An 18,243-nucleotide genomic window follows, 5' to 3' on the forward strand; every position below is an offset into this window, starting at 1 on the left:
TCAAAAAAAGCCAGTTAATTTTCATACTCGACCTGATAAATAAATTAATTATTTGATCGGTTATAAATATTTGAGAGGGATTTTTGGCGACCTTACTAATTTGAAACTACTTTAGCAAGTGTTTACCATAAACAATATATGGTTAATATATAGAGGAAAAATATTGAATAGATTCAGACTCTGCCGTCGGTATCGCTTTATGTTTGAGGATACCGACGAGGTAACAGCCGTTATTATTTCTCAGGCAATTTAATATCTTTAAACATGGCTTCAATATCGTCGTTGGAACGTAGCGCCACCGCAGTATCCACCACATCACGCGTCAGATGCGGCGCGAAACGTTGAATAAAATCATACATGTAACTGCGTAAAAAAGTGCTGCGACGAAAACCAATCTTGGTGGTGCTATGGCTGAAGATATCATGGGCATCAACGCGCACCAGGTCAGGGTCGGAGACAGGATCAACCGCCATACTGGCAATTACCCCCACGCCGAGTCCCAGGCGTACATAGGTCTTAATGACATCGGCATCGGTCGCGGTAAAAACTATACGCGGCTCCAGACCCGCACGGTTGAACGCGGTGTCCAGTTCCGAACGTCCGGTAAATCCAAACGTGTAGGTCACCAGCGGGTACTGCGCCAGTTCTTCAATGGATACGGCGGATTTGCCCGCCAACGGATGGTCCGGCGTAACGACAATCGAACGGTTCCAGTGGTAGCAAGGCAGCATCACCAGATCGTCATACAGGTGCAGGGCTTCCGTCGCGATAGCAAAATCTGCATTCCCTTTCGAGACGGCTTCGGCGATTTGCGTCGGCGACCCCTGGTGCATATGCAATGAGACGCGTGGATAACGCTCAATAAAGCCTTTAATAACGTTCGGCAAAGCGTAACGCGCCTGAGTGTGCGTGGTGGCGATATACAGTGAGCCTTTGTCCGGCCAGGTATGTTCGCCAGCAACGGACTTAATGGCGTCCACCTTCGACAAAACTTCTCGCGCGATTCGAATGACTTCCTGCCCCGCTGGCGTAACCTGGGTCAGGTGCTTACCGCTACGGGCAAAAATCTGGATGCCAAGTTCATCTTCCAGCATACGAACTTGCTTACTGATACCTGGCTGCGAGGTATAAAGCCCTTCCGCCGTTGAGGAGACATTAAGGTTGTGGTTCACCACCTCAACAATGTAGCGAAGCTGCTGTAATTTCATGTTAAGCCATCCCGATTTGCGCCATCAAATCATCGTTTCAGAGCAGGCTCGTTGGCGCTGCTAATACGATTTAATAATAAAAAGTGTGTTAACTATAACCACTATATCATTTCTATGTGAGCTGTATAGGGATGACAAAAAATAATACGCCAGAAACAAAAAGGGCCGCTTACGCGACCCTTTGAGGAGAAATTCAGCCGCAATGCTGTTATTTCTTCCCTTCTACCCATTTACCGTCAACGAAGAACGCGGACCAGCCGGTCGCCTTACCGTCTTTCTCCGCAGCAACGTATTGCTGCTTGGTTTTACGGCTGAAACGAACCATCGACTTGTTGCCGTCCGGGTCAGTCTGCGGCGCATCTGCCAGATAGCGCAGTTTTTCCGGCAGACGATCGCGGAAGCGGTACAACTCTTCAACCAGCGGCGCACGTGTCTCACGTGATTTCGGGAACGTATTTGCCGCCAGGAAGATCCCTGCAGCGCCATCACGTAACACGAAATACGCATCAGATTTTTCACACGGCAGTTCCGGCAACGGAACCGGATCCTCTTTCGGTGGAGCAACTTCACCGTTACGCAGGATCTTACGGGTATTTTTGCACTCGTCGTTGGTACACGCCATGTACTTGCCGAAACGTCCCATTTTCAGGTGCATTTCAGAGCCACATTTCTCGCACTCAACAATAGGACCGTCATAACCCTTGATGCGGAATTCGCCTTCTTCGATCTCATAGCCGTCGCAGGTAGGGTTATTACCACATACATGCAGCTTGCGCTTAGGATCGATAAGGTAGCTGTCCATCGCCGTGCCGCACTTCTGGCAGCGACGTTTGGCGCGCAAAGCGTTGGTTTCCGCATCGTCGCCTTCCAGCACGTTCAGCACTTCGTTTTCCGGCACCAGGTTAATGGTGGTTTTGCAACGCTCTTTCGGGGAAAGCGCATAGCCAGAACAACCCAGGAAAACGCCAGTGCTGGCGGTACGAATACCCATCTTGCGTCCGCAGGTTGGGCAATCAATGCTGGTCAGCACCATCTGGTTCGGACGCATACCGCCCTCTTCAGGATCTTTCTCGGCTTTATCCAGTTGCTGAGTAAAATCAGTGAAGAAGTTGTCGAGTACGCCCTTCCATTCGGCTTCGTGATTTGCCACCTGGTCGAGGCTGTCTTCCATCTGCGCGGTAAAGTCGTAGTTCATCAGTTCGCGGAAGTTTTCTTCCAGACGATCGGTGACGATTTCACCCATTTTTTCAGCGTAGAAGCGACGGTTCTCAACGCGAACATAACCGCGATCCTGAATCGTAGAAATGATCGACGCATACGTGGATGGACGACCAATACCACGTTTTTCAAGCTCTTTAACCAGCGAAGCTTCACTGAAGCGCGCAGGCGGTTTGGTAAAGTGTTGCGCAGGTGTCAGTTCGATGAGCGTCAACGTATCGCCTTTATCCACCGCAGGTAAAATGCGGTCTTCATCGCCCTTACGCAGCGCAGGCATCACTTTCGTCCAGCCATCGAAGCGCAGAATACGACCACGCGCCTTCAGACGGAAATCACCCGCGCCCACCGTCAGCGTGGTGGAATCATATTTAGCAGGCGTCATCTGACAGGCAACAAACTGGCGCCAGATCAGCTGATACAGTTTTTGCGCATCGGCTTCCATATCTTTCAGCGATTCCGCCTGAACGGCGACATCGGAAGGACGGATAGCTTCGTGCGCTTCCTGCGAGTTCTCTTTGCTGGCGTACTGGTTCGCGCTCTCCGGCAGATACTTTTTGCCGAAATTATCGCTGATGTAATCGCGAACCATGTTCACCGCATCCTGGCTCAGGTTGGTTGAGTCAGTACGCATATAAGTGATGTAGCCCGCTTCATACAAGCGCTGCGCCATCATCATGGTTTTCTTCACGCCGAACCCCAGACGCGTGCTGGCGGCCTGCTGTAGCGTGGAGGTGATGAACGGCGCACCCGGCTTGCTGCTGGTCGGCTTATCTTCGCGTTCCAGAACGCTGTAGCGCGCTTTTTCCAACAGGCTAACGGCGGCAAGCGTTTGTTCCCGGTTGACCGGACGGAACGGTTTATCATTCTGATGCGTCACCTCAAGCGGTAACGCGTCACCGCCTGGCGTCGTCGTGTTAGCATCAATTTCCCAGAACTCTTCAGGAACGAATGCTTTGATTTCGCGTTCACGCTCAACCACCAGACGCACGGCAACCGACTGTACGCGGCCTGCTGACAGGCCTCGCGCAATTTTTTTCCACAGCAGCGGCGACACCATATAGCCCACAACACGGTCCATAAAGCGGCGCGCCTGTTGCGCATTGACGCGGTCGATGTTCAGCTCGCCCGGCTTTTCAAACGCCTGACGAATAGCGTTTTTGGTAATTTCGTTAAACACCACGCGACTGTAGCGGGTGTCGTCGCCGCCGATCACTTCCCGCAGGTGCCACGCAATGGCTTCCCCTTCGCGGTCAAGGTCGGTTGCGAGATAGATGTGGTCGGCTTTTTCAGCCAGTTGCTTCAGTTCAGAAACAACTTTTTCTTTACCGGGCAGCACTTCATAGCGCGCATCCCAGTTGTGCCACGGGTCAACACCCATACGATTGACGAGAGCGCCACGTTCATCCTTTTTGGGCTTTTTAGCCGTTTTGGTGGAGGTTGAGTCGGCGCTCTTTTTAGTTGCTGAGCCACTGGTCGGCAAATCACGGATATGACCGACGCTGGATTTCACCACGTAGTCATTACCCAGATACTTGTTGATCGTTTTGGCTTTTGCCGGGGACTCAACGATGACAAGAGCTTTACCCATATTCACCTTTACCTAATTTGATTCTTCCAGAATGCGTCGCACGTTGATTCACCTTCCACTGGCGACGAGACATCGATATGGTCTCTGCGTCGGCGGATATCAACCCTTAAACTGATTCGCGCTTGTAATGTAACTCTCATGTAACTGAGTTAACAGGCTTTTTCGCTCACAAACGCTATAGCACGACGGAGTATTGGTCGAATGTCAAGCAAATCTGTTGCCAGATTGACGAAAGCGTCACACTGTACCTGATAAAATGCGTTACGCAACTTTATTAGCATGCAAAAACAAATCTCGCCACTTGCAACACTGTCGTAAGACCTTCATTTAAGTCAGGGAATATTTGCCCATAAGCCGGGCTCGGCGTAGACTAATGTCCTTGTTTAAGGAGTAAATAATGCATAAAGACACTCAACCCATCGATCGCGAAACACTGCTGATTGAAGCCAACAAAATCATTCGTGAGCATGAGGACACGCTGGCGGGGATTGTCGCCACCGGCGTAACGCAGCGAAATGGCGTGCTGGTTTTCAGCGGAGATTACTTTTTAGACGAGCAAGGGCTACCGACGCCCAAAAGTACGGCGGTGTTTAATATGTTTAAACATCTGGCGCACGTACTTTCTGAAAAGTATCACTTGATCGATTAACACGAGAAATGATTTGCCGGATGGCGGCTGCGCCTCATCCGGCAATTACAATTTTACATCAGCGGTTTTTGCCCCCGCTGCCACCAGCGCATCAGTAAACGATCGGCGCTCTCGGCGGCACTGCCGGTAAAACGGTCCATCAGTTTTTTACGCTGCAGATAACGTACGTTTAATACGTCACGACCGTCCATCAGTCCGAGGATCACCTCATCACTGGTATTGATCTCATCCACCAGCCCGTTGGCCAGCGCCTGTTGACCAAACCAGTGTTCACCCGTGGCAACCTGTTCAATGTCCAGAGCCGGACGCATGCGCTGTACAAAATCTTTAAACAGATGATGGGTTTCGTTCAGATCTTCGCGGAATTTCTGCCGCCCTTCTTCCGTGTTTTCACCAAGTAAGGTCAGCGTACGCTTATACTGTCCGGCGGTGTGCAGTTCGATATCAATATCTTTCCCTTTCAGGAAGCGGTGAAAGTTCGGGATCTGTGCCACAACGCCAATAGAGCCGACAATAGCAAACGGCGCCGAGACAATTTTATCCGCCACGCAAGCCATCATATATCCGCCGCTCGCAGCGACTTTATCTACCGTAACGGTCAGCGGGATCTGCTTATCGCGCAGACGTTGTAACTGGGACGCGGCCAGGCCATAGCCGTGTACTACGCCGCCCGGACTTTCCAGACGAACCACGACCTGATCCTGGGGTTTAACGACCGCCAGCACTGCCGTCACCTCTTCGCGTAATGCGCTGACCTCATGGGCATCCATACTGCCTTTAAAATCAAGTACCCATACCCGTGGTTTATCAGATGACGTACTGTCTCCCAGTTTCGCTTTTGCCTTAGCGGCCTTCGCCTCAAGTTTGTGTTTCTTTTTCTGCGCCTTATGCCAGAATTTTTGCTGATGCCCATCCAATAAAGCCAGCGACAGGTCTTCTTTCATCTCTTTATATTGATCGCTGAGATTAATAACCCGCAATTCCCCACGCTGACGTTTGCGTTGTGTCGCGTTTACGATCAGCATAACTACCACCGCAATAGCCACCACGACAGTGACAATTTTTGCCAAAAACACCCCATATTCAGACAACAATTCCACGTGACCCACCTTGGTTAAACAACGCTACTTTCGCTCAGTGTACAACAGCCTTGTTAACCCGTCTTGCTTCATCCATTCAGTAAAAAGCATGACAACACGTTCATTTTGCGGTGTTATTGCCTTTGGCTGATTGAAAAAGAACAGGGTTTAAGGCATAAAGCCCAAAAGTTATCGCGAACGAGATGGCCAGGACGTCGCCGAGGAGTAGCCGTGCATTATCAACCGAAACAAGATCTTCTACAGGACCGCATTATTCTGGTCACCGGTGCCAGCGATGGTATCGGGCGTGAAGCCGCACAGACCTACGCGCGTTACGGCGCGACCGTGATTCTGTTAGGGCGTAACGAAGAAAAACTGCGTCAGGTTGCCCGCTCCATCGCCGAAGAAAAAGGTACGCAACCACACTGGTTCACGCTGGATCTGCTCACCTGTACGTCTGACGAATGCCACCAGCTCGCACAGCGCATTGCCGCGCATTTCCCGCGTCTGGATGGCGTATTGCATAATGCCGGATTGCTCGGTGACATTTGCCCGATGAGCGAGCAAAACCCGCAGGTATGGCAGGACGTGATGCAGGTAAACGTGAACGCCACCTTTATGCTGACTCAGGCATTGCTGCCGTTGTTGCTCAAATCCGATGCCGGATCGCTGGTCTTTACCTCCTCCAGCGTCGGTCGCCAGGGGCGCGCCAACTGGGGGGCATACGCCACCTCCAAATTTGCTACCGAAGGAATGATGCAGGTTCTGGCTGATGAATATCAGAACCGCCACCTGCGCGTAAACTGTATCAATCCTGGTGGAACGCGTACCGGCATGCGAGCCAGCGCGTTCCCGACGGAAGATCCGCAAAAATTGAAAACCCCCGCCGATATTATGCCGCTCTACCTGTGGCTGATGGGCGATGACAGCCGCCGTAAAACCGGTATGACTTTCGATGCCCAGCCGGGCCGTAAACCAGGAATCGCCCAATGAGTGAAGAACGCTATCAGCAGCGCCAGCAGCGCGTAAAAGACCGGGTTGACGCCCGTGTTGCCGCCGCCAGAGACGAGCGCGGGATTATTATTGTGTTCACCGGAAATGGTAAGGGTAAAACCACCGCCGCGTTCGGTACCGCCACGCGCGCAGTAGGCCACGGTAAAAAAGTCGGCGTAGTGCAATTTATTAAGGGGACATGGCCAAACGGTGAACGAAACTTACTCGAACCCCACGGCGTTGAGTTTCAGGTCATGGCGACAGGATTTACCTGGGAAACGCAGAACCGCGAGTCCGACACCGCAGCCTGCATGGCCGTATGGGAACACGGCAAGCGGATGCTGGCCGACGCTGAGCTGGATATGGTGATACTGGACGAGCTGACCTATATGGTTGCATACGACTATCTGCCACTCGACGAGGTCATCAATGCCCTAAACGCGCGCCCTGCCCATCAAACGGTCATTATCACCGGTCGTGGATGTCATCGCGATATTCTGGAGTTAGCGGATACGGTCAGCGAACTGCGGCCGGTTAAGCACGCCTTTGAAGCGGGCGTGAAAGCCCAGATGGGGATCGATTACTGACAGTAGGCCGGATAAGGCGCTTACGCCGCATCCGGCTCCACGCTAACGCCTGATGGCGCGTTGCTTATCAGGCCTACTCATGATTAACCGTTGTTGCTGCGACCGCCCGGACGACGGCTGCCGCCAACCTGCGAGTGGCGCTTCACCGCACGGCGGATCTGGTTTGCCTTCATACGGCGACGATCTTTCTCGACGGCAACTTTAGAGGTAGTTTCCGGCTTCAGTTCCACCAGTTCACGCAAATAGTTGGTCTGCGCGAGGTCAAGTTCCGTCCAGCCGCCACGCGGCAGGCCCTTCGGCAGTGGGATATCACCGTAACGTACACGGATAAGACGACTTACCTGCACACCCACGGCTTCCCACAGGCGACGGACTTCACGGTTACGCCCTTCGGTCAACGTGACGTTATACCACTGGTTGATCCCTTCACCGCCGCTGAACTTGATCGTTTTAAATGCGGCCGGACCATCTTCCAACTGCACGCCACGACTCAGATCGCGCAGTTTTGCGTCATCAACCTGACCAAACACACGCACTGCATATTCACGTTCAACTTCGCGGCTTGGGTGCATCAGACGGTTCGCCAGTTCGCCATCGGTGGTAAACAGCAGTAAACCACAGGTATTCACGTCCAGACGTCCCACGGCAATCCAGCGCGCATCGCGCAGTTTTGGCAGACGATCAAACACGGTCGGACGACCTTCCGGGTCGTTACGGGTACACAGTTCACCTTCTGGCTTGTAATAAGCCAGAACACGGCAGATTTGCTCCGCAGATTCTTTCACCGAAATCAGATGACCGTCGATACGGATTTTCAGACCCGGCGTAACTTCAACGCGATCGCCGAGCGTGGCAATTTTGCCATCAACGCTCACGCGACCCGCGGCAATTATGGATTCAATTTCACGGCGAGAACCGTGGCCAGCGCGCGCCAGCACTTTTTGTAACTTTTCGCTCATAGAGCTTCCTTTAGATGTCGCCTTCACAGGCGTCGAACAGGAGAATCAACGGCGCCAGTCAGCGCCATTTTAAGGCCGCGTAGTATAGCGGTTCGCGCCCTTATAAGAAAGGTTTAACGTCGCCGACGCCTTCGCGCAATACCACCGGGGAATCATCGGTTAAATCGATAACCGTGGTTGGCTGCTGGCCGAGATATCCACCGTGGATAATCAAATCCACCACTTTCTCCAGACGATCTTTGATTTCTTCCGGATCTGACTCGGTAAATTCGCTGCCCGGCAGCATCAGTGATGTAGAGAGCATAGGCTCACCCAGCGCTTCCAGCAGCGCCAGCGCAATCGGATTCGAGGGTACACGCAAACCAATGGTCTTACGTTTTTCCTGCAACAGTCGACGTGGTACTTCTTTCGTCCCCTTCAGGATGAACGTGTAGTTGCCCGGCGTGTTGTTTTTAATTAAACGGAAGGCCACGTTGTCGACAAACGAATAGGTCGACAGTTCGGACAGGTCACGACACATCAGCGTAAAGTTGTGCCCGTCCGGCAGGTGACGGATGCGACAAATGCGCTCCATTGCGCCTTTATCTTCAATTTTGCAACCCAACGCATAGCCGGAATCAGTTGGATAGACGATCACCCCTCCTTTACGCACGATTTCAACGGCCTGATTGATCAGGCGCTGCTGTGGGTTTTCGGGATGAATATAAAAAAACTGGCTCATACTTTCCTCTCTGTGGTCTCGGGCTGTTCCCAAAGTTGCCAGACGCCTTCTACGCCTGCGGGCAACCAGAGTTTACGACCCAGCTCAATCCATGGGCAGGGTAGATGAAAATCAGACCCTTGCGATGCCCACAGTTGATGCTGACGCGCAAGCGTCGCCAGATGGGTGCGTTCATTGGGAGACTGCTGGCACTGTGCCACTTCCATCGCGTCGCCGTGATGTTCAGCAAAATGCGCAACCAGTCTTTTCAGCCACTTAGCGCTAAGATCGTACCGCCCAGGATGAGCCAGAACTGCCTTACCGCCAGAATGATGAATGACATCAATAGCTTGTTCTATTGTACACCACTGTGGCGGAACGTAACCGGTTTTCCCACGAGCAAGATATTTTTTAAAGACATCCGCCATGGTTGTGGCTTTTCCGCACTCCACCAGGAAACGCGCGAAATGCCCCCGAGTGATCGCCCCGCCATCAGCCAGGCGTAATGCCCCTTCCCACGCGCCGGGAATATGCGCTTTGTCGAGTCGTTCAGCAATCAGGCGCGCGCGCTGCTGACGACGTTCCGTTTGCTGCGCCAGAAATTCGCACATCATTGGATGGGCGATATCAATGTTCAGACCCACGATATGGATCTCATGGTTTTCCCAGACTGTTGATATCTCGACGCCAGGGATCAAATTTAACGCTAAACCCGCACGTGAAATTTCTTCTCTTGCCGCCGCAATACCCGCCGTGGTGTCATGATCGGTGATCGCCAGTGTACCGACTCGCATCTCTACCGCACGGTGTACTAAGGCTTCTGGCGTTAATCGCCCATCGGAGGCTGTAGTATGACTGTGCAGGTCATAAATCACTGCGTAATTCGTGTCGCTCAATGCGGCTCCCGTTTCACTAAATGTCTTAACCCGCCCATCATAGCGGTTTAGACAAATATACTGAAATCAGGTGTTGACTTTATTCCATTGAACTAGTTAACTAGTACGCAAGTTCACATGAAGAAGGTATCTGAGATGAAAGCAACATTTGTTCTGCACGGTTGGTGGCGCACTTCCTGATTTCGGGCAGTGTCTTACGTCTGCAATATGCAACCAGATACCCGGCCCGCCAAATGAGCGGGCTTTTTTTTGAACAAAATTAATGAGAATAACGATGCAAACACAAAAACCGACACTCGAACTGCTTGCCTGCGATGCCGCCTACCGTGAAAATCCGACGGCGCTGTTTCATCAGGTGTGTGGCGCACGTCCGGCAACGCTGCTGCTGGAATCTGCCGATATCGACAGCAAAGACGATCTGAAGAGCCTGCTGCTGGTCGACAGCGCATTACGCATTACCGCCATCGGTGACACTGTCACCATTCAGGCATTATCCGCTAACGGCGCATCGCTGCTGCCGCTGCTGGATGCTGCCCTGCCCGCGGGTGTTGAGAACAAACAACAGCCGAATGGTCGCCATCTGCGATTCCCTGCTGTTAGCCCGCTGCTGGATGAAGACGCCCGCTTATGTTCCCTGTCCGTATTTGATGCCTTCCGTTTATTGCAGGAGCTGGTCAATGTTCCTGCGAAAGAACGTGAAGCGATGTTCTTCGGCGGTCTGTTTTCCTACGACCTGGTTGCCGGTTTTGAAGATTTACCTCAGCTTGAAGCGGGCAACCGTTGCCCTGACTACTGCTTCTATCTGGCAGAAACGCTCATGGTCATCGACCATCAGAAGAAAAGCACCCGCATTCAGGCCAGCATATTTACCCCCAGCGATGCAGAAAAACAGCGTCTTAATGCCCGTCTGGCGCAACTGAGCCAGCAGCTTACCGAACCTGCGCCGCCGCTGCCCGTCACTGAAGTTCCGCACATGCGCTGCGAATGCAATCAGAGCGATGAAGAGTTTGCCGCCGTAGTTCGTGGTATGCAAAAGGCCATTCGCGCTGGCGAAATTTTCCAGGTGGTTCCATCCCGTCGTTTCTCGCTGCCCTGCCCGTCACCGCTGGCGGCCTACTATGTGCTGAAGAAAAGTAACCCCAGCCCGTACATGTTTTTTATGCAGGACAACGATTTCACACTGTTCGGCGCCTCTCCGGAAAGCTCGCTGAAATACGATGCCACCAGCCGGCAGATTGAAATCTATCCGATTGCCGGGACCCGCCCACGCGGTCGTCGTGCGGACGGGTCACTGGACCGCGATCTCGACAGCCGTATTGAGCTGGAGATGCGTACCGATCATAAAGAGCTTTCCGAGCACCTGATGCTGGTAGACCTTGCGCGTAACGACCTGGCGCGCATCTGTACGCCCGGCAGCCGCTACGTTGCTGACCTCACCAAAGTGGATCGTTATTCCTTCGTTATGCACCTGGTTTCCCGCGTAGTCGGCGAGCTGCGTAGCGATCTGGATGTGCTGCATGCTTACCGCGCCTGTATGAACATGGGTACGCTAAGCGGCGCGCCGAAAGTTCGCGCCATGCAGCTTATCGCCGAGGCCGAAGGCCGTCGTCGCGGCAGCTATGGCGGTGCAGTAGGTTACTTCACGGCTCATGGCGATCTGGATACCTGTATTGTGATTCGTTCCGCCCTCGTGGAAGACGGTATTGCCACCGTACAGGCTGGCGCCGGAATTGTTCTGGATTCCGTTGGGCAGTCAGAAGCCGATGAAACCCGTAATAAAGCGCGTGCGGTTCTGCGTGCTATCGCCACCGCACACCACGCACAGGAGACCTTCTAATGGCTGATATTCTGCTGCTCGATAATATCGACTCTTTTACCTATAACCTGGCAGATCAGCTGCGTACTAACGGTCATAACGTGGTGATTTACCGCAACCATATTCCGGCCCAGACATTAATAGACCGCTTAGCGACCATGAAAAATCCGGTGCTGATGCTCTCCCCAGGTCCAGGTGCGCCAAGCGAAGCGGGCTGCATGCCGGAGCTGTTAACCCGCCTGCGCGGCAAGCTGCCGATCATCGGCATTTGTCTGGGGCATCAGGCCATTGTCGAGGCCTATGGTGGATACGTGGGACAGGCGGGGGAAATCCTGCACGGCAAAGCGTCCAGCATTGAACACGACGGTCAGGCAATGTTCGCCGGTCTGGCAAATCCGCTGCCGGTGGCGCGCTATCACTCGCTGGTTGGCAGCAACGTTCCGGCCGGATTGACCATCAACGCCCACTTTAACGGCATGGTGATGGCGGTACGTCACGATACCGATCGCGTATGTGGCTTCCAGTTCCATCCAGAATCCATTCTGACCACCCAGGGCGCACGTCTGCTGGAGCAAACGCTGGCCTGGGCGCAACAGAAACTCGAACAGACCAATACCCTGCAACCTATTCTGGAGAAACTGTATCAGGCCCAGACGCTGTCTCAGCAGGAAAGCCACCAGCTGTTCTCCGCCGTGGTACGCGGTGAACTGAAGCCGGAACAACTGGCTGCGGCGCTGGTGAGCATGAAAATTCGCGGCGAGCACCCGAATGAAATTGCCGGTGCGGCAACCGCGTTGCTGGAAAACGCCGCCCCGTTCCCGCGACCTGATTATCTGTTTGCCGATATTGTTGGTACCGGCGGGGACGGCAGCAACAGTATCAATATTTCCACCGCCAGCGCCTTTGTGGCGGCCGCTTGCGGACTGAAAGTCGCCAAACACGGCAACCGCAGCGTCTCCAGCAAGTCGGGCTCTTCGGATCTGTTAGCGGCTTTTGGCATCAATCTGGATATGAACGCCGATAAATCCCGTCAGGCACTTGACGACCTCGGAGTGTGTTTCTTGTTTGCGCCGAAATACCACACCGGTTTTCGCCATGCTATGCCGGTACGCCAACAGTTGAAAACCCGTACGCTGTTTAACGTCCTCGGCCCGTTGATTAACCCGGCACATCCGCCGCTGGCGCTGATCGGCGTTTACAGTCCGGAACTGGTGCTGCCGATTGCCGAAACGCTGCGCGTGTTGGGGTACCAGCGGGCAGCCGTGGTGCACAGCGGTGGCATGGATGAAGTTTCGCTGCATGCACCGACCATTGTGGCAGAGCTGCATGATGGCGAAATCAAGAGCTATCAACTGACGGCAGAAGACTTTGGCCTGACGCCTTACCACCAGGAACAGCTGGCTGGCGGCACGCCGGAAGAAAACCGTGACATTCTTAGTCGCTTGTTACAAGGTAAAGGTGAAGCCGCTCATGAAGCTGCTGTTGCCGCGAATGTCGCCATGTTAATGCGCCTGCACGGTGAAGAAGATTTAAAAGCCAATGCGCAAACCGTGATTAATGTACTGCGCAGCGGTGCGGCCTATGACCGTGTCACTGCACTGGCAGCAAGAGGGTAAATGATGCAAACCGTTTTAGCGAAAATTGTCGCAGACAAGGCGATTTGGGTAGAAGCCCGCAAACAGCAACAACCGCTGGCCAGCTTTCAGAATGATGTTCAACCCAGCGCTCGTGATTTCTACGATGCGCTGCAAGGTGCACGCACCGCCTTTATTCTGGAGTGCAAAAAAGCGTCTCCGTCAAAAGGCGTGATCCGTGATGACTTCGACCCGGCACAGATTGCGGGCGTATATAAACAATATGCTTCCGCGATTTCCGTACTGACCGATGAGAAATATTTCCAGGGGAGCTTTGATTTCCTGCCCATCGTCAGCCGCATCGCACCGCAGCCGATTCTGTGTAAGGACTTTATTATCGATCCTTACCAGATTTACCTGGCGCGCTTCTATCAGGCGGACGCCTGTCTGCTGATGCTGTCGGTGCTTGATGATGAGCAATATCGTCAACTCGCCGCCGTCGCCCACAGTTTGAAAATGGGCGTACTGACTGAAGTCAGTAACGATGAAGAGCTGGAGCGTGCTATCGCACTGGGTGCCAAAGTCGTCGGTATCAACAACCGTGATTTACGCGACCTGTCGATCGATCTGAATCGCACCCGCCAACTGGCGCCGCGACTGGGTCATGGCGTAACCGTCATCAGCGAGTCCGGTATCAATACCTATGGTCAAGTGCGAGAACTCAGCCACTTCGCCAACGGTTTTCTGATTGGCTCCGCGTTGATGTCGCATGATGATCTGCATGCTGCCGTGCGTCGCGTTCTGCTCGGCGAAAATAAAGTCTGCGGTTTAACCCGGGCTCAGGATGCAAACGCGGCATACGAAGCGGGTGCCATATACGGCGGGTTGATTTTTGTGTCCACATCGCCACGCGCGGTCAGCGTTGAACGCGCACGCGAGGTCATGACCGGCGCACCGCTGCAATATGTCGGGGTGTTCCGCAACACAGAGATCACCGACGTGCGCGAAACAGCGGTGGCTCTGGGGCTAACAGCCGTGCAATTGCATGGTAGCGAAGACCAGGCCTATGTTGACGCCCTGCGCGACGCGCTACCCGAACAGGTGCAAATCTGGAAGGCATTAAGCGTCAGCGAAACGTTGCCAACTCGTGATTATCAGCACGTCGATAAATACGTATTCGACAATGGTCAAGGCGGCAGCGGTCAACGCTTCGACTGGTCACTTTTAGGCGGACAATCGCTGGATAACGTTTTACTGGCTGGCGGACTCGGCGCTGATAACTGCGTTGACGCGGCAAAAACCGGCTGTGCCGGTCTCGATTTCAATTCTGGCGTAGAGTCACAGCCGGGCATCAAGGATGCACGTCTTTTGGCTTCGGTCTTTCAGACGCTGCGCGCATATTAAGGAAAAGGACATGACAACATTACTCAATCCGTATTTTGGTGAATTTGGCGGTATGTATGTGCCACAGATTCTGATGCCTGCCCTGCGCCAGCTGGAAGAAGCTTTTGTCAGCGCGCAAAAGGATCCTGAATTTCAGGCGCAGTTTACAGACCTGCTGAAAAACTATGCTGGTCGTCCAACTGCACTGACCAAATGCCAGAACATTACTCAAGGCACCAACACTACGCTATATCTCAAACGTGAAGATTTGCTGCACGGCGGCGCGCACAAAACCAACCAGGTGCTGGGCCAGGCATTGCTGGCGAAACGTATGGGGAAAACGGAGATCATCGCCGAAACCGGCGCGGGCCAGCACGGTGTTGCATCAGCTCTCGCCAGCGCACTGCTGGGGCTGAAATGCCGTATTTATATGGGTGCAAAAGACGTTGAACGCCAGTCGCCAAACGTTTTCCGTATGCGTCTGATGGGGGCTGAAGTTATCCCGGTTCACAGCGGTTCTGCAACGCTGAAAGATGCCTGTAACGAAGCGCTGCGCGACTGGTCTGGCAGCTACGATACCGCGCACTATATGCTCGGTACGGCGGCGGGTCCACATCCCTTCCCGACCATTGTTCGTGAATTTCAGCGCATGATCGGCGAGGAAACTAAAGCGCAGATCCTTGAAAAAGAAGGTCGCCTGCCGGACGCGGTTATCGCCTGCGTGGGCGGCGGTTCTAACGCCATCGGTATGTTCGCGGACTTTATTAATGAAACCAGCGTCGGTCTGATTGGCGTCGAGCCTGGCGGTCATGGGATTGAATCAGGGGAACATGGCGCACCGTTGAAGCATGGTCGTGTCGGGATTTACTTCGGCATGAAGTCCCCGATGATGCAGACCGAAGAAGGACAGATTGAAGAGTCTTACTCTATTTCCGCGGGGCTGGATTTCCCGTCTGTCGGGCCGCAGCATGCGTATCTGAACAGCATTGGTCGCGCCGATTATGTTTCGATCACCGACGACGAAGCGCTCGAGGCCTTTAAAACGCTGTGTCTGCACGAGGGGATTATTCCGGCGCTGGAGTCCTCCCATGCCCTGGCACACGCATTGAAAATGATGCGTGAAAACCCGGAAAAAGAGCAGTTACTGGTGGTTAATCTCTCCGGTCGCGGCGACAAAGACATTTTCACCGTACACGATATTCTGAAAGCGCGAGGGGAAATCTGATGGAACGTTACGAAAACCTGTTTGCACAGCTGAAGGACCGCAAAGAAGGTGCTTTTGTCCCCTTCGTAACCCTGGGCGATCCGTCTGTTGAGCAGTCACTGAAAATCATTGATACGCTGATTGAAGCCGGTGCCGATGCCCTTGAGCTCGGTATTCCGTTCTCCGATCCGCTGGCTGACGGTCCAACCATTCAGGAAGCCACCCTGCGTGCGTTTGCCGCCGGCGTCACGCCGTCGCAATGCTTTGAAATGCTGGCGCTGATTCGCCAGAAGCACCCTACGATTCCCATTGGCTTGCTGATGTATGCCAACCTGGTGTTTAGCAAGGGCATTGACGAGTTTTACGCCCAGTGTGAAAAAGTGGGCGTGGATTCCGTGTTAGTAGCCGATGTTCCCGTTGAAGAGTCCGCGCCATTCAGAGCTGCGGCGCTCCGCCACAACATTGCGCCAATTTTTATCTGCCCACCGAACGCTGATGAAGAACTGCTGCGCCAGATCGCCTCTCATGGCCGCGGCTATACCTATTTGCTTTCGCGTGCGGGCGTGACCGGTGCAGAAAATCGAGCGGCATTACCGCTGCATCACCTGGTCGAAAAGTTGAAAGCATATGATGCTCCGCCTTCTTTACAGGGGTTTGGTATCTCTGCACCTGAACAGGTAACCGGCGCGATTGACGCTGGCGCTGCCGGCGCTATTTCCGGCTCGGCAATTGTGAAAATCATTGAGAAAAATGTTGCGGCACCGGAACAGATGCTGGCTGAGCTGAAAGCTTTTGTCAGCGCGATGAAAGCCGCCACCCGGCAGTAAGCTAAATCAACCGCCAGAGACTTCTGGCGGTTTTACGCTTCTTTCGTGTGCTTCATTTTATACATGGCGCTATCTGCATTCTGAATAGCCACATCCAGTTCACCGTTCACCTCTGCAATCCCCCACGATACTGACAATGGCACGGTATGACCGTCCACTACAAACACATGACTGGTCACCTGCCCGCTGATACGTTGAGCAATTGCGATGGCATCAGTTGCCTGCGAGCGAAACAGCAGGATCATAAATTCATCCCCGCCGGTACGAATCACAATATCGTGGCTGGTGCGGGTGTTTGATAACATCCTGTTGGCGATAATTTGCAGCGCACGATCGCCTGCCGCGTGACCCCAGGTATCATTGACGGCCTTGAACTTATTGCAGTCCAGTAGCACCACCGAACAGTGGGATAAATCACGGCGCTTGATGATGTCGAGTATTCGGCGATTAAAGCAACCGGTCAGGGTGTCTATATAAACCTTCAGGTCGCTTTCGTTTAGCCATGATTTTAGCGAGAAACTAATCATGATGAAAAAGAACGGTGCCAGCAGGATCACGATCCCGGCATGGGGATCGCGTGTCATAAAACGGCCTAATGAAAGCGAATAGTGCAGCGCATATTTCTCCGAAAAATTGCGCACTAAAAAACGGGATTGACCTGTACATTTACCGGATAAACAAAGACTTTTATTGTTGGTCAAATTTACCAATTCCACATTCAGCTCTGGTGGGAGTCGGTAGTCAAATGCTTGAGCCAACGCTTCCTGCAATTCGGGCTTTGAATGGTCATAAACCAGATAGGCCACGATTTGGTCTGATATCTCTTTGCCAGACAGATCGTAGATATAGCTCACCACGCTGTAAGCTTTTTCACCGGTAATTTTATCGGTATAGAAGTTCGTTGAACTAAGGGCTTTGTTTTTGACGTTTTTTTGCAACAGTCGGGTATAGAAATCGACCGGCGGATAGAAAAAGTTGGTGAGATCCCGCGCCATTTCAGAATTTGAGAAACTGAAGTTGCGCGAATCGGAAGCCATAAACCAGTAAAAATAATCTGAATTTTTGGCGATAATATAACGATGTGCATCGAAGCTGCCCGGATTTAGCTCATTAACCATACCGCGAATAAACTCCGCCGCCGTATACATACACAGCGCGTTGTGGCTGGCTTGCTGGGCAATAATTGTCCCCGTTACCGAATGCAGACGCTTTGGGTCGGCGTTAATTCCCCATTCCATTTCATTGCGGGGAGCAAATTGTGAAATATCGCCACATTGCTCACCCGATTTAATATGGTGATAGCGCTCACCAATCGCATCGGCGATCAGCTCATTATCGTTAAAAATGTCCATCATGCGCGCTTGCATGCGGTTAACACCGTCACTGACTGCAGCCATCCGCTGCTCATAAATTATAAACAGAAACAACGACGTAAATATCAACGTAATGAGCCCTGATACCAGCAGTGCCTGCCTGTTTCTGAGCTTGTCCTGCACAATCTTCACGAGTTCACCCTGATAGTTAACATATTGCCAAACCGGTTACCCGTTTCTGTCATTGCA

General features: G+C 52.9%; 16 protein-coding genes and 1 other annotated feature. Of the genes, 9 read left to right on the forward strand and 7 right to left on the reverse strand.

Features of this window, described 5'->3' with window-relative positions:
* Window positions 1-233: 233 nt before the first annotated feature.
* The gene (gene cysB, locus B9P82_RS14185) at window positions 234-1,208 is read right to left on the reverse strand and encodes an HTH-type transcriptional regulator CysB (protein ID WP_016153251.1); all 975 of its coding nucleotides are present in this window, start codon (window positions 1,206-1,208) and stop codon (window positions 234-236) included.
* A gap of 208 nt (window positions 1,209-1,416) precedes the next feature.
* Window positions 1,417-4,014, reverse strand: a complete 2,598-nt coding sequence (gene topA, locus B9P82_RS14190; protein ID WP_016153252.1) for a type I DNA topoisomerase — start codon at window positions 4,012-4,014, stop codon at window positions 1,417-1,419.
* A gap of 397 nt (window positions 4,015-4,411) precedes the next feature.
* Here topA and B9P82_RS14195 point away from each other — a divergent pair, with 397 nt between their 5' ends.
* Window positions 4,412-4,663, forward strand: coding sequence for a YciN family protein (locus B9P82_RS14195; protein ID WP_003020616.1), 252 nt, complete (start codon window positions 4,412-4,414; stop codon window positions 4,661-4,663).
* A 53-nt stretch (window positions 4,664-4,716) separates the two neighbouring features.
* Here the strand turns inward: B9P82_RS14195 and sohB are convergent, their stop codons facing one another.
* Window positions 4,717-5,763 (reverse strand): protease SohB, encoded by a 1,047-nt coding sequence (gene sohB / locus B9P82_RS14200; RefSeq protein ID WP_101700517.1) that lies wholly within the window; start codon window positions 5,761-5,763, stop codon window positions 4,717-4,719.
* Window positions 5,764-5,973: 210 nt separating this feature from the next.
* On the opposite strand from sohB, the gene B9P82_RS14205 reads away from it, so the two are divergent.
* Both B9P82_RS14205 and cobO read left to right on the forward strand, forming a co-directional pair.
* Window positions 5,974-6,735, forward strand: a complete 762-nt coding sequence (locus B9P82_RS14205) for a YciK family oxidoreductase (RefSeq protein ID WP_016156651.1) — start codon at window positions 5,974-5,976, stop codon at window positions 6,733-6,735.
* Window positions 6,732-7,322 carry a cob(I)yrinic acid a,c-diamide adenosyltransferase gene (gene cobO / locus B9P82_RS14210; protein ID WP_016153255.1) on the forward strand — a complete coding sequence of 197 codons (591 nt, stop codon included), beginning with the start codon at window positions 6,732-6,734 and terminating at the stop codon, window positions 7,320-7,322. Before B9P82_RS14205 ends, cobO begins: the two co-directional genes overlap by 4 nt.
* Before the next feature lie 83 nt (window positions 7,323-7,405).
* On the opposite strand, the gene rluB is transcribed toward cobO, so the two are convergent.
* The 3 genes from rluB to rnm all read right to left on the reverse strand — a co-directional run bounded on the left by rluB (window position 7,406) and on the right by rnm (window position 9,877).
* Window positions 7,406-8,281, reverse strand: a complete 876-nt coding sequence (gene rluB, locus B9P82_RS14215; protein WP_006684306.1) for a 23S rRNA pseudouridine(2605) synthase RluB — start codon at window positions 8,279-8,281, stop codon at window positions 7,406-7,408.
* A 100-nt stretch (window positions 8,282-8,381) separates the two neighbouring features.
* Window positions 8,382-9,002 (reverse strand): L-threonylcarbamoyladenylate synthase, encoded by a 621-nt coding sequence (locus B9P82_RS14220; protein WP_016153256.1) that lies wholly within the window; start codon window positions 9,000-9,002, stop codon window positions 8,382-8,384.
* Window positions 8,999-9,877 (reverse strand): RNase RNM, encoded by an 879-nt coding sequence (gene rnm / locus B9P82_RS14225; protein WP_029139558.1) that lies wholly within the window; start codon window positions 9,875-9,877, stop codon window positions 8,999-9,001. Before rnm ends, B9P82_RS14220 begins: the two co-directional genes overlap by 4 nt.
* Before the next feature lie 135 nt (window positions 9,878-10,012).
* Between rnm and trpL the strand changes: the two genes are divergently transcribed.
* The 6 genes from trpL (at window position 10,013) to trpA (ending at window position 16,681) form a co-directional block, all read left to right on the forward strand.
* Entirely contained in the window at window positions 10,013-10,057 is a 45-nt protein-coding gene (gene trpL / locus B9P82_RS14230) for a trp operon leader peptide (protein ID WP_012905981.1), read from the forward strand.
* Window positions 10,034-10,128: a sequence feature (Trp leader region), on the forward strand. Its footprint overlaps the gene before it by 24 nt.
* A gap of 23 nt (window positions 10,129-10,151) precedes the next feature.
* Window positions 10,152-11,714: an anthranilate synthase component 1 gene (locus tag B9P82_RS14235; RefSeq protein WP_101700518.1), complete on the forward strand. Its 1,563-nt coding sequence runs from the start codon at window positions 10,152-10,154 to the stop codon at window positions 11,712-11,714.
* Window positions 11,714-13,309, forward strand: coding sequence for a bifunctional anthranilate synthase glutamate amidotransferase component TrpG/anthranilate phosphoribosyltransferase TrpD (gene trpD, locus B9P82_RS14240; RefSeq protein WP_003020639.1), 1,596 nt, complete (start codon window positions 11,714-11,716; stop codon window positions 13,307-13,309). The genes B9P82_RS14235 and trpD overlap by 1 nt, the downstream gene beginning before the upstream one ends.
* Window positions 13,310-13,312: 3 nt before the next feature.
* Window positions 13,313-14,671 carry a bifunctional indole-3-glycerol-phosphate synthase TrpC/phosphoribosylanthranilate isomerase TrpF gene (trpCF, locus tag B9P82_RS14245; RefSeq protein ID WP_101700561.1) on the forward strand — a complete coding sequence of 453 codons (1,359 nt, stop codon included), beginning with the start codon at window positions 13,313-13,315 and terminating at the stop codon, window positions 14,669-14,671.
* Between the two features lie 10 nt (window positions 14,672-14,681).
* On the forward strand, window positions 14,682-15,875 hold the full coding sequence (gene trpB, locus B9P82_RS14250) for a tryptophan synthase subunit beta (protein WP_003020645.1): 1,194 nt from the start codon (window positions 14,682-14,684) through the stop codon (window positions 15,873-15,875).
* Entirely contained in the window at window positions 15,875-16,681 is an 807-nt protein-coding gene (trpA, locus tag B9P82_RS14255) for a tryptophan synthase subunit alpha (protein ID WP_016156657.1), read from the forward strand. The genes trpB and trpA overlap by 1 nt, the downstream gene beginning before the upstream one ends.
* Window positions 16,682-16,713: 32 nt before the next feature.
* Here the strand turns inward: trpA and B9P82_RS14260 are convergent, their stop codons facing one another.
* Window positions 16,714-18,186 carry a GGDEF domain-containing protein gene (locus tag B9P82_RS14260; RefSeq protein WP_101700519.1) on the reverse strand — a complete coding sequence of 491 codons (1,473 nt, stop codon included), beginning with the start codon at window positions 18,184-18,186 and terminating at the stop codon, window positions 16,714-16,716.
* Window positions 18,187-18,243: the final 57 nt, after the last annotated feature.

It is taken from the genome of Citrobacter sp. L55 (genome assembly GCF_002850715.1).
In the GTDB taxonomy this organism is placed as follows: domain Bacteria; phylum Pseudomonadota; class Gammaproteobacteria; order Enterobacterales; family Enterobacteriaceae; genus Citrobacter; species Citrobacter braakii.

Coding starts and splice junctions, on each gene's coding strand:
- B9P82_RS14195 (WP_003020616.1), top strand. CDS start 4,412: ATGCATAAAGACACTCAACCCATCGATCGCGAAACACTGCTGATTGAA.
- B9P82_RS14220 (WP_016153256.1), bottom strand. CDS start 9,002: ATGAGCCAGTTTTTTTATATTCATCCCGAAAACCCACAGCAGCGCCTG.
- trpB (WP_003020645.1), top strand. CDS start 14,682: ATGACAACATTACTCAATCCGTATTTTGGTGAATTTGGCGGTATGTAT.
- trpA (WP_016156657.1), top strand. CDS start 15,875: ATGGAACGTTACGAAAACCTGTTTGCACAGCTGAAGGACCGCAAAGAA.
- rluB (WP_006684306.1), bottom strand. CDS start 8,281: ATGAGCGAAAAGTTACAAAAAGTGCTGGCGCGCGCTGGCCACGGTTCT.
- B9P82_RS14235 (WP_101700518.1), top strand. CDS start 10,152: ATGCAAACACAAAAACCGACACTCGAACTGCTTGCCTGCGATGCCGCC.
- trpD (WP_003020639.1), top strand. CDS start 11,714: ATGGCTGATATTCTGCTGCTCGATAATATCGACTCTTTTACCTATAAC.
- cysB (WP_016153251.1), bottom strand. CDS start 1,208: ATGAAATTACAGCAGCTTCGCTACATTGTTGAGGTGGTGAACCACAAC.
- topA (WP_016153252.1), bottom strand. CDS start 4,014: ATGGGTAAAGCTCTTGTCATCGTTGAGTCCCCGGCAAAAGCCAAAACG.
- cobO (WP_016153255.1), top strand. CDS start 6,732: ATGAGTGAAGAACGCTATCAGCAGCGCCAGCAGCGCGTAAAAGACCGG.
- trpCF (WP_101700561.1), top strand. CDS start 13,313: ATGCAAACCGTTTTAGCGAAAATTGTCGCAGACAAGGCGATTTGGGTA.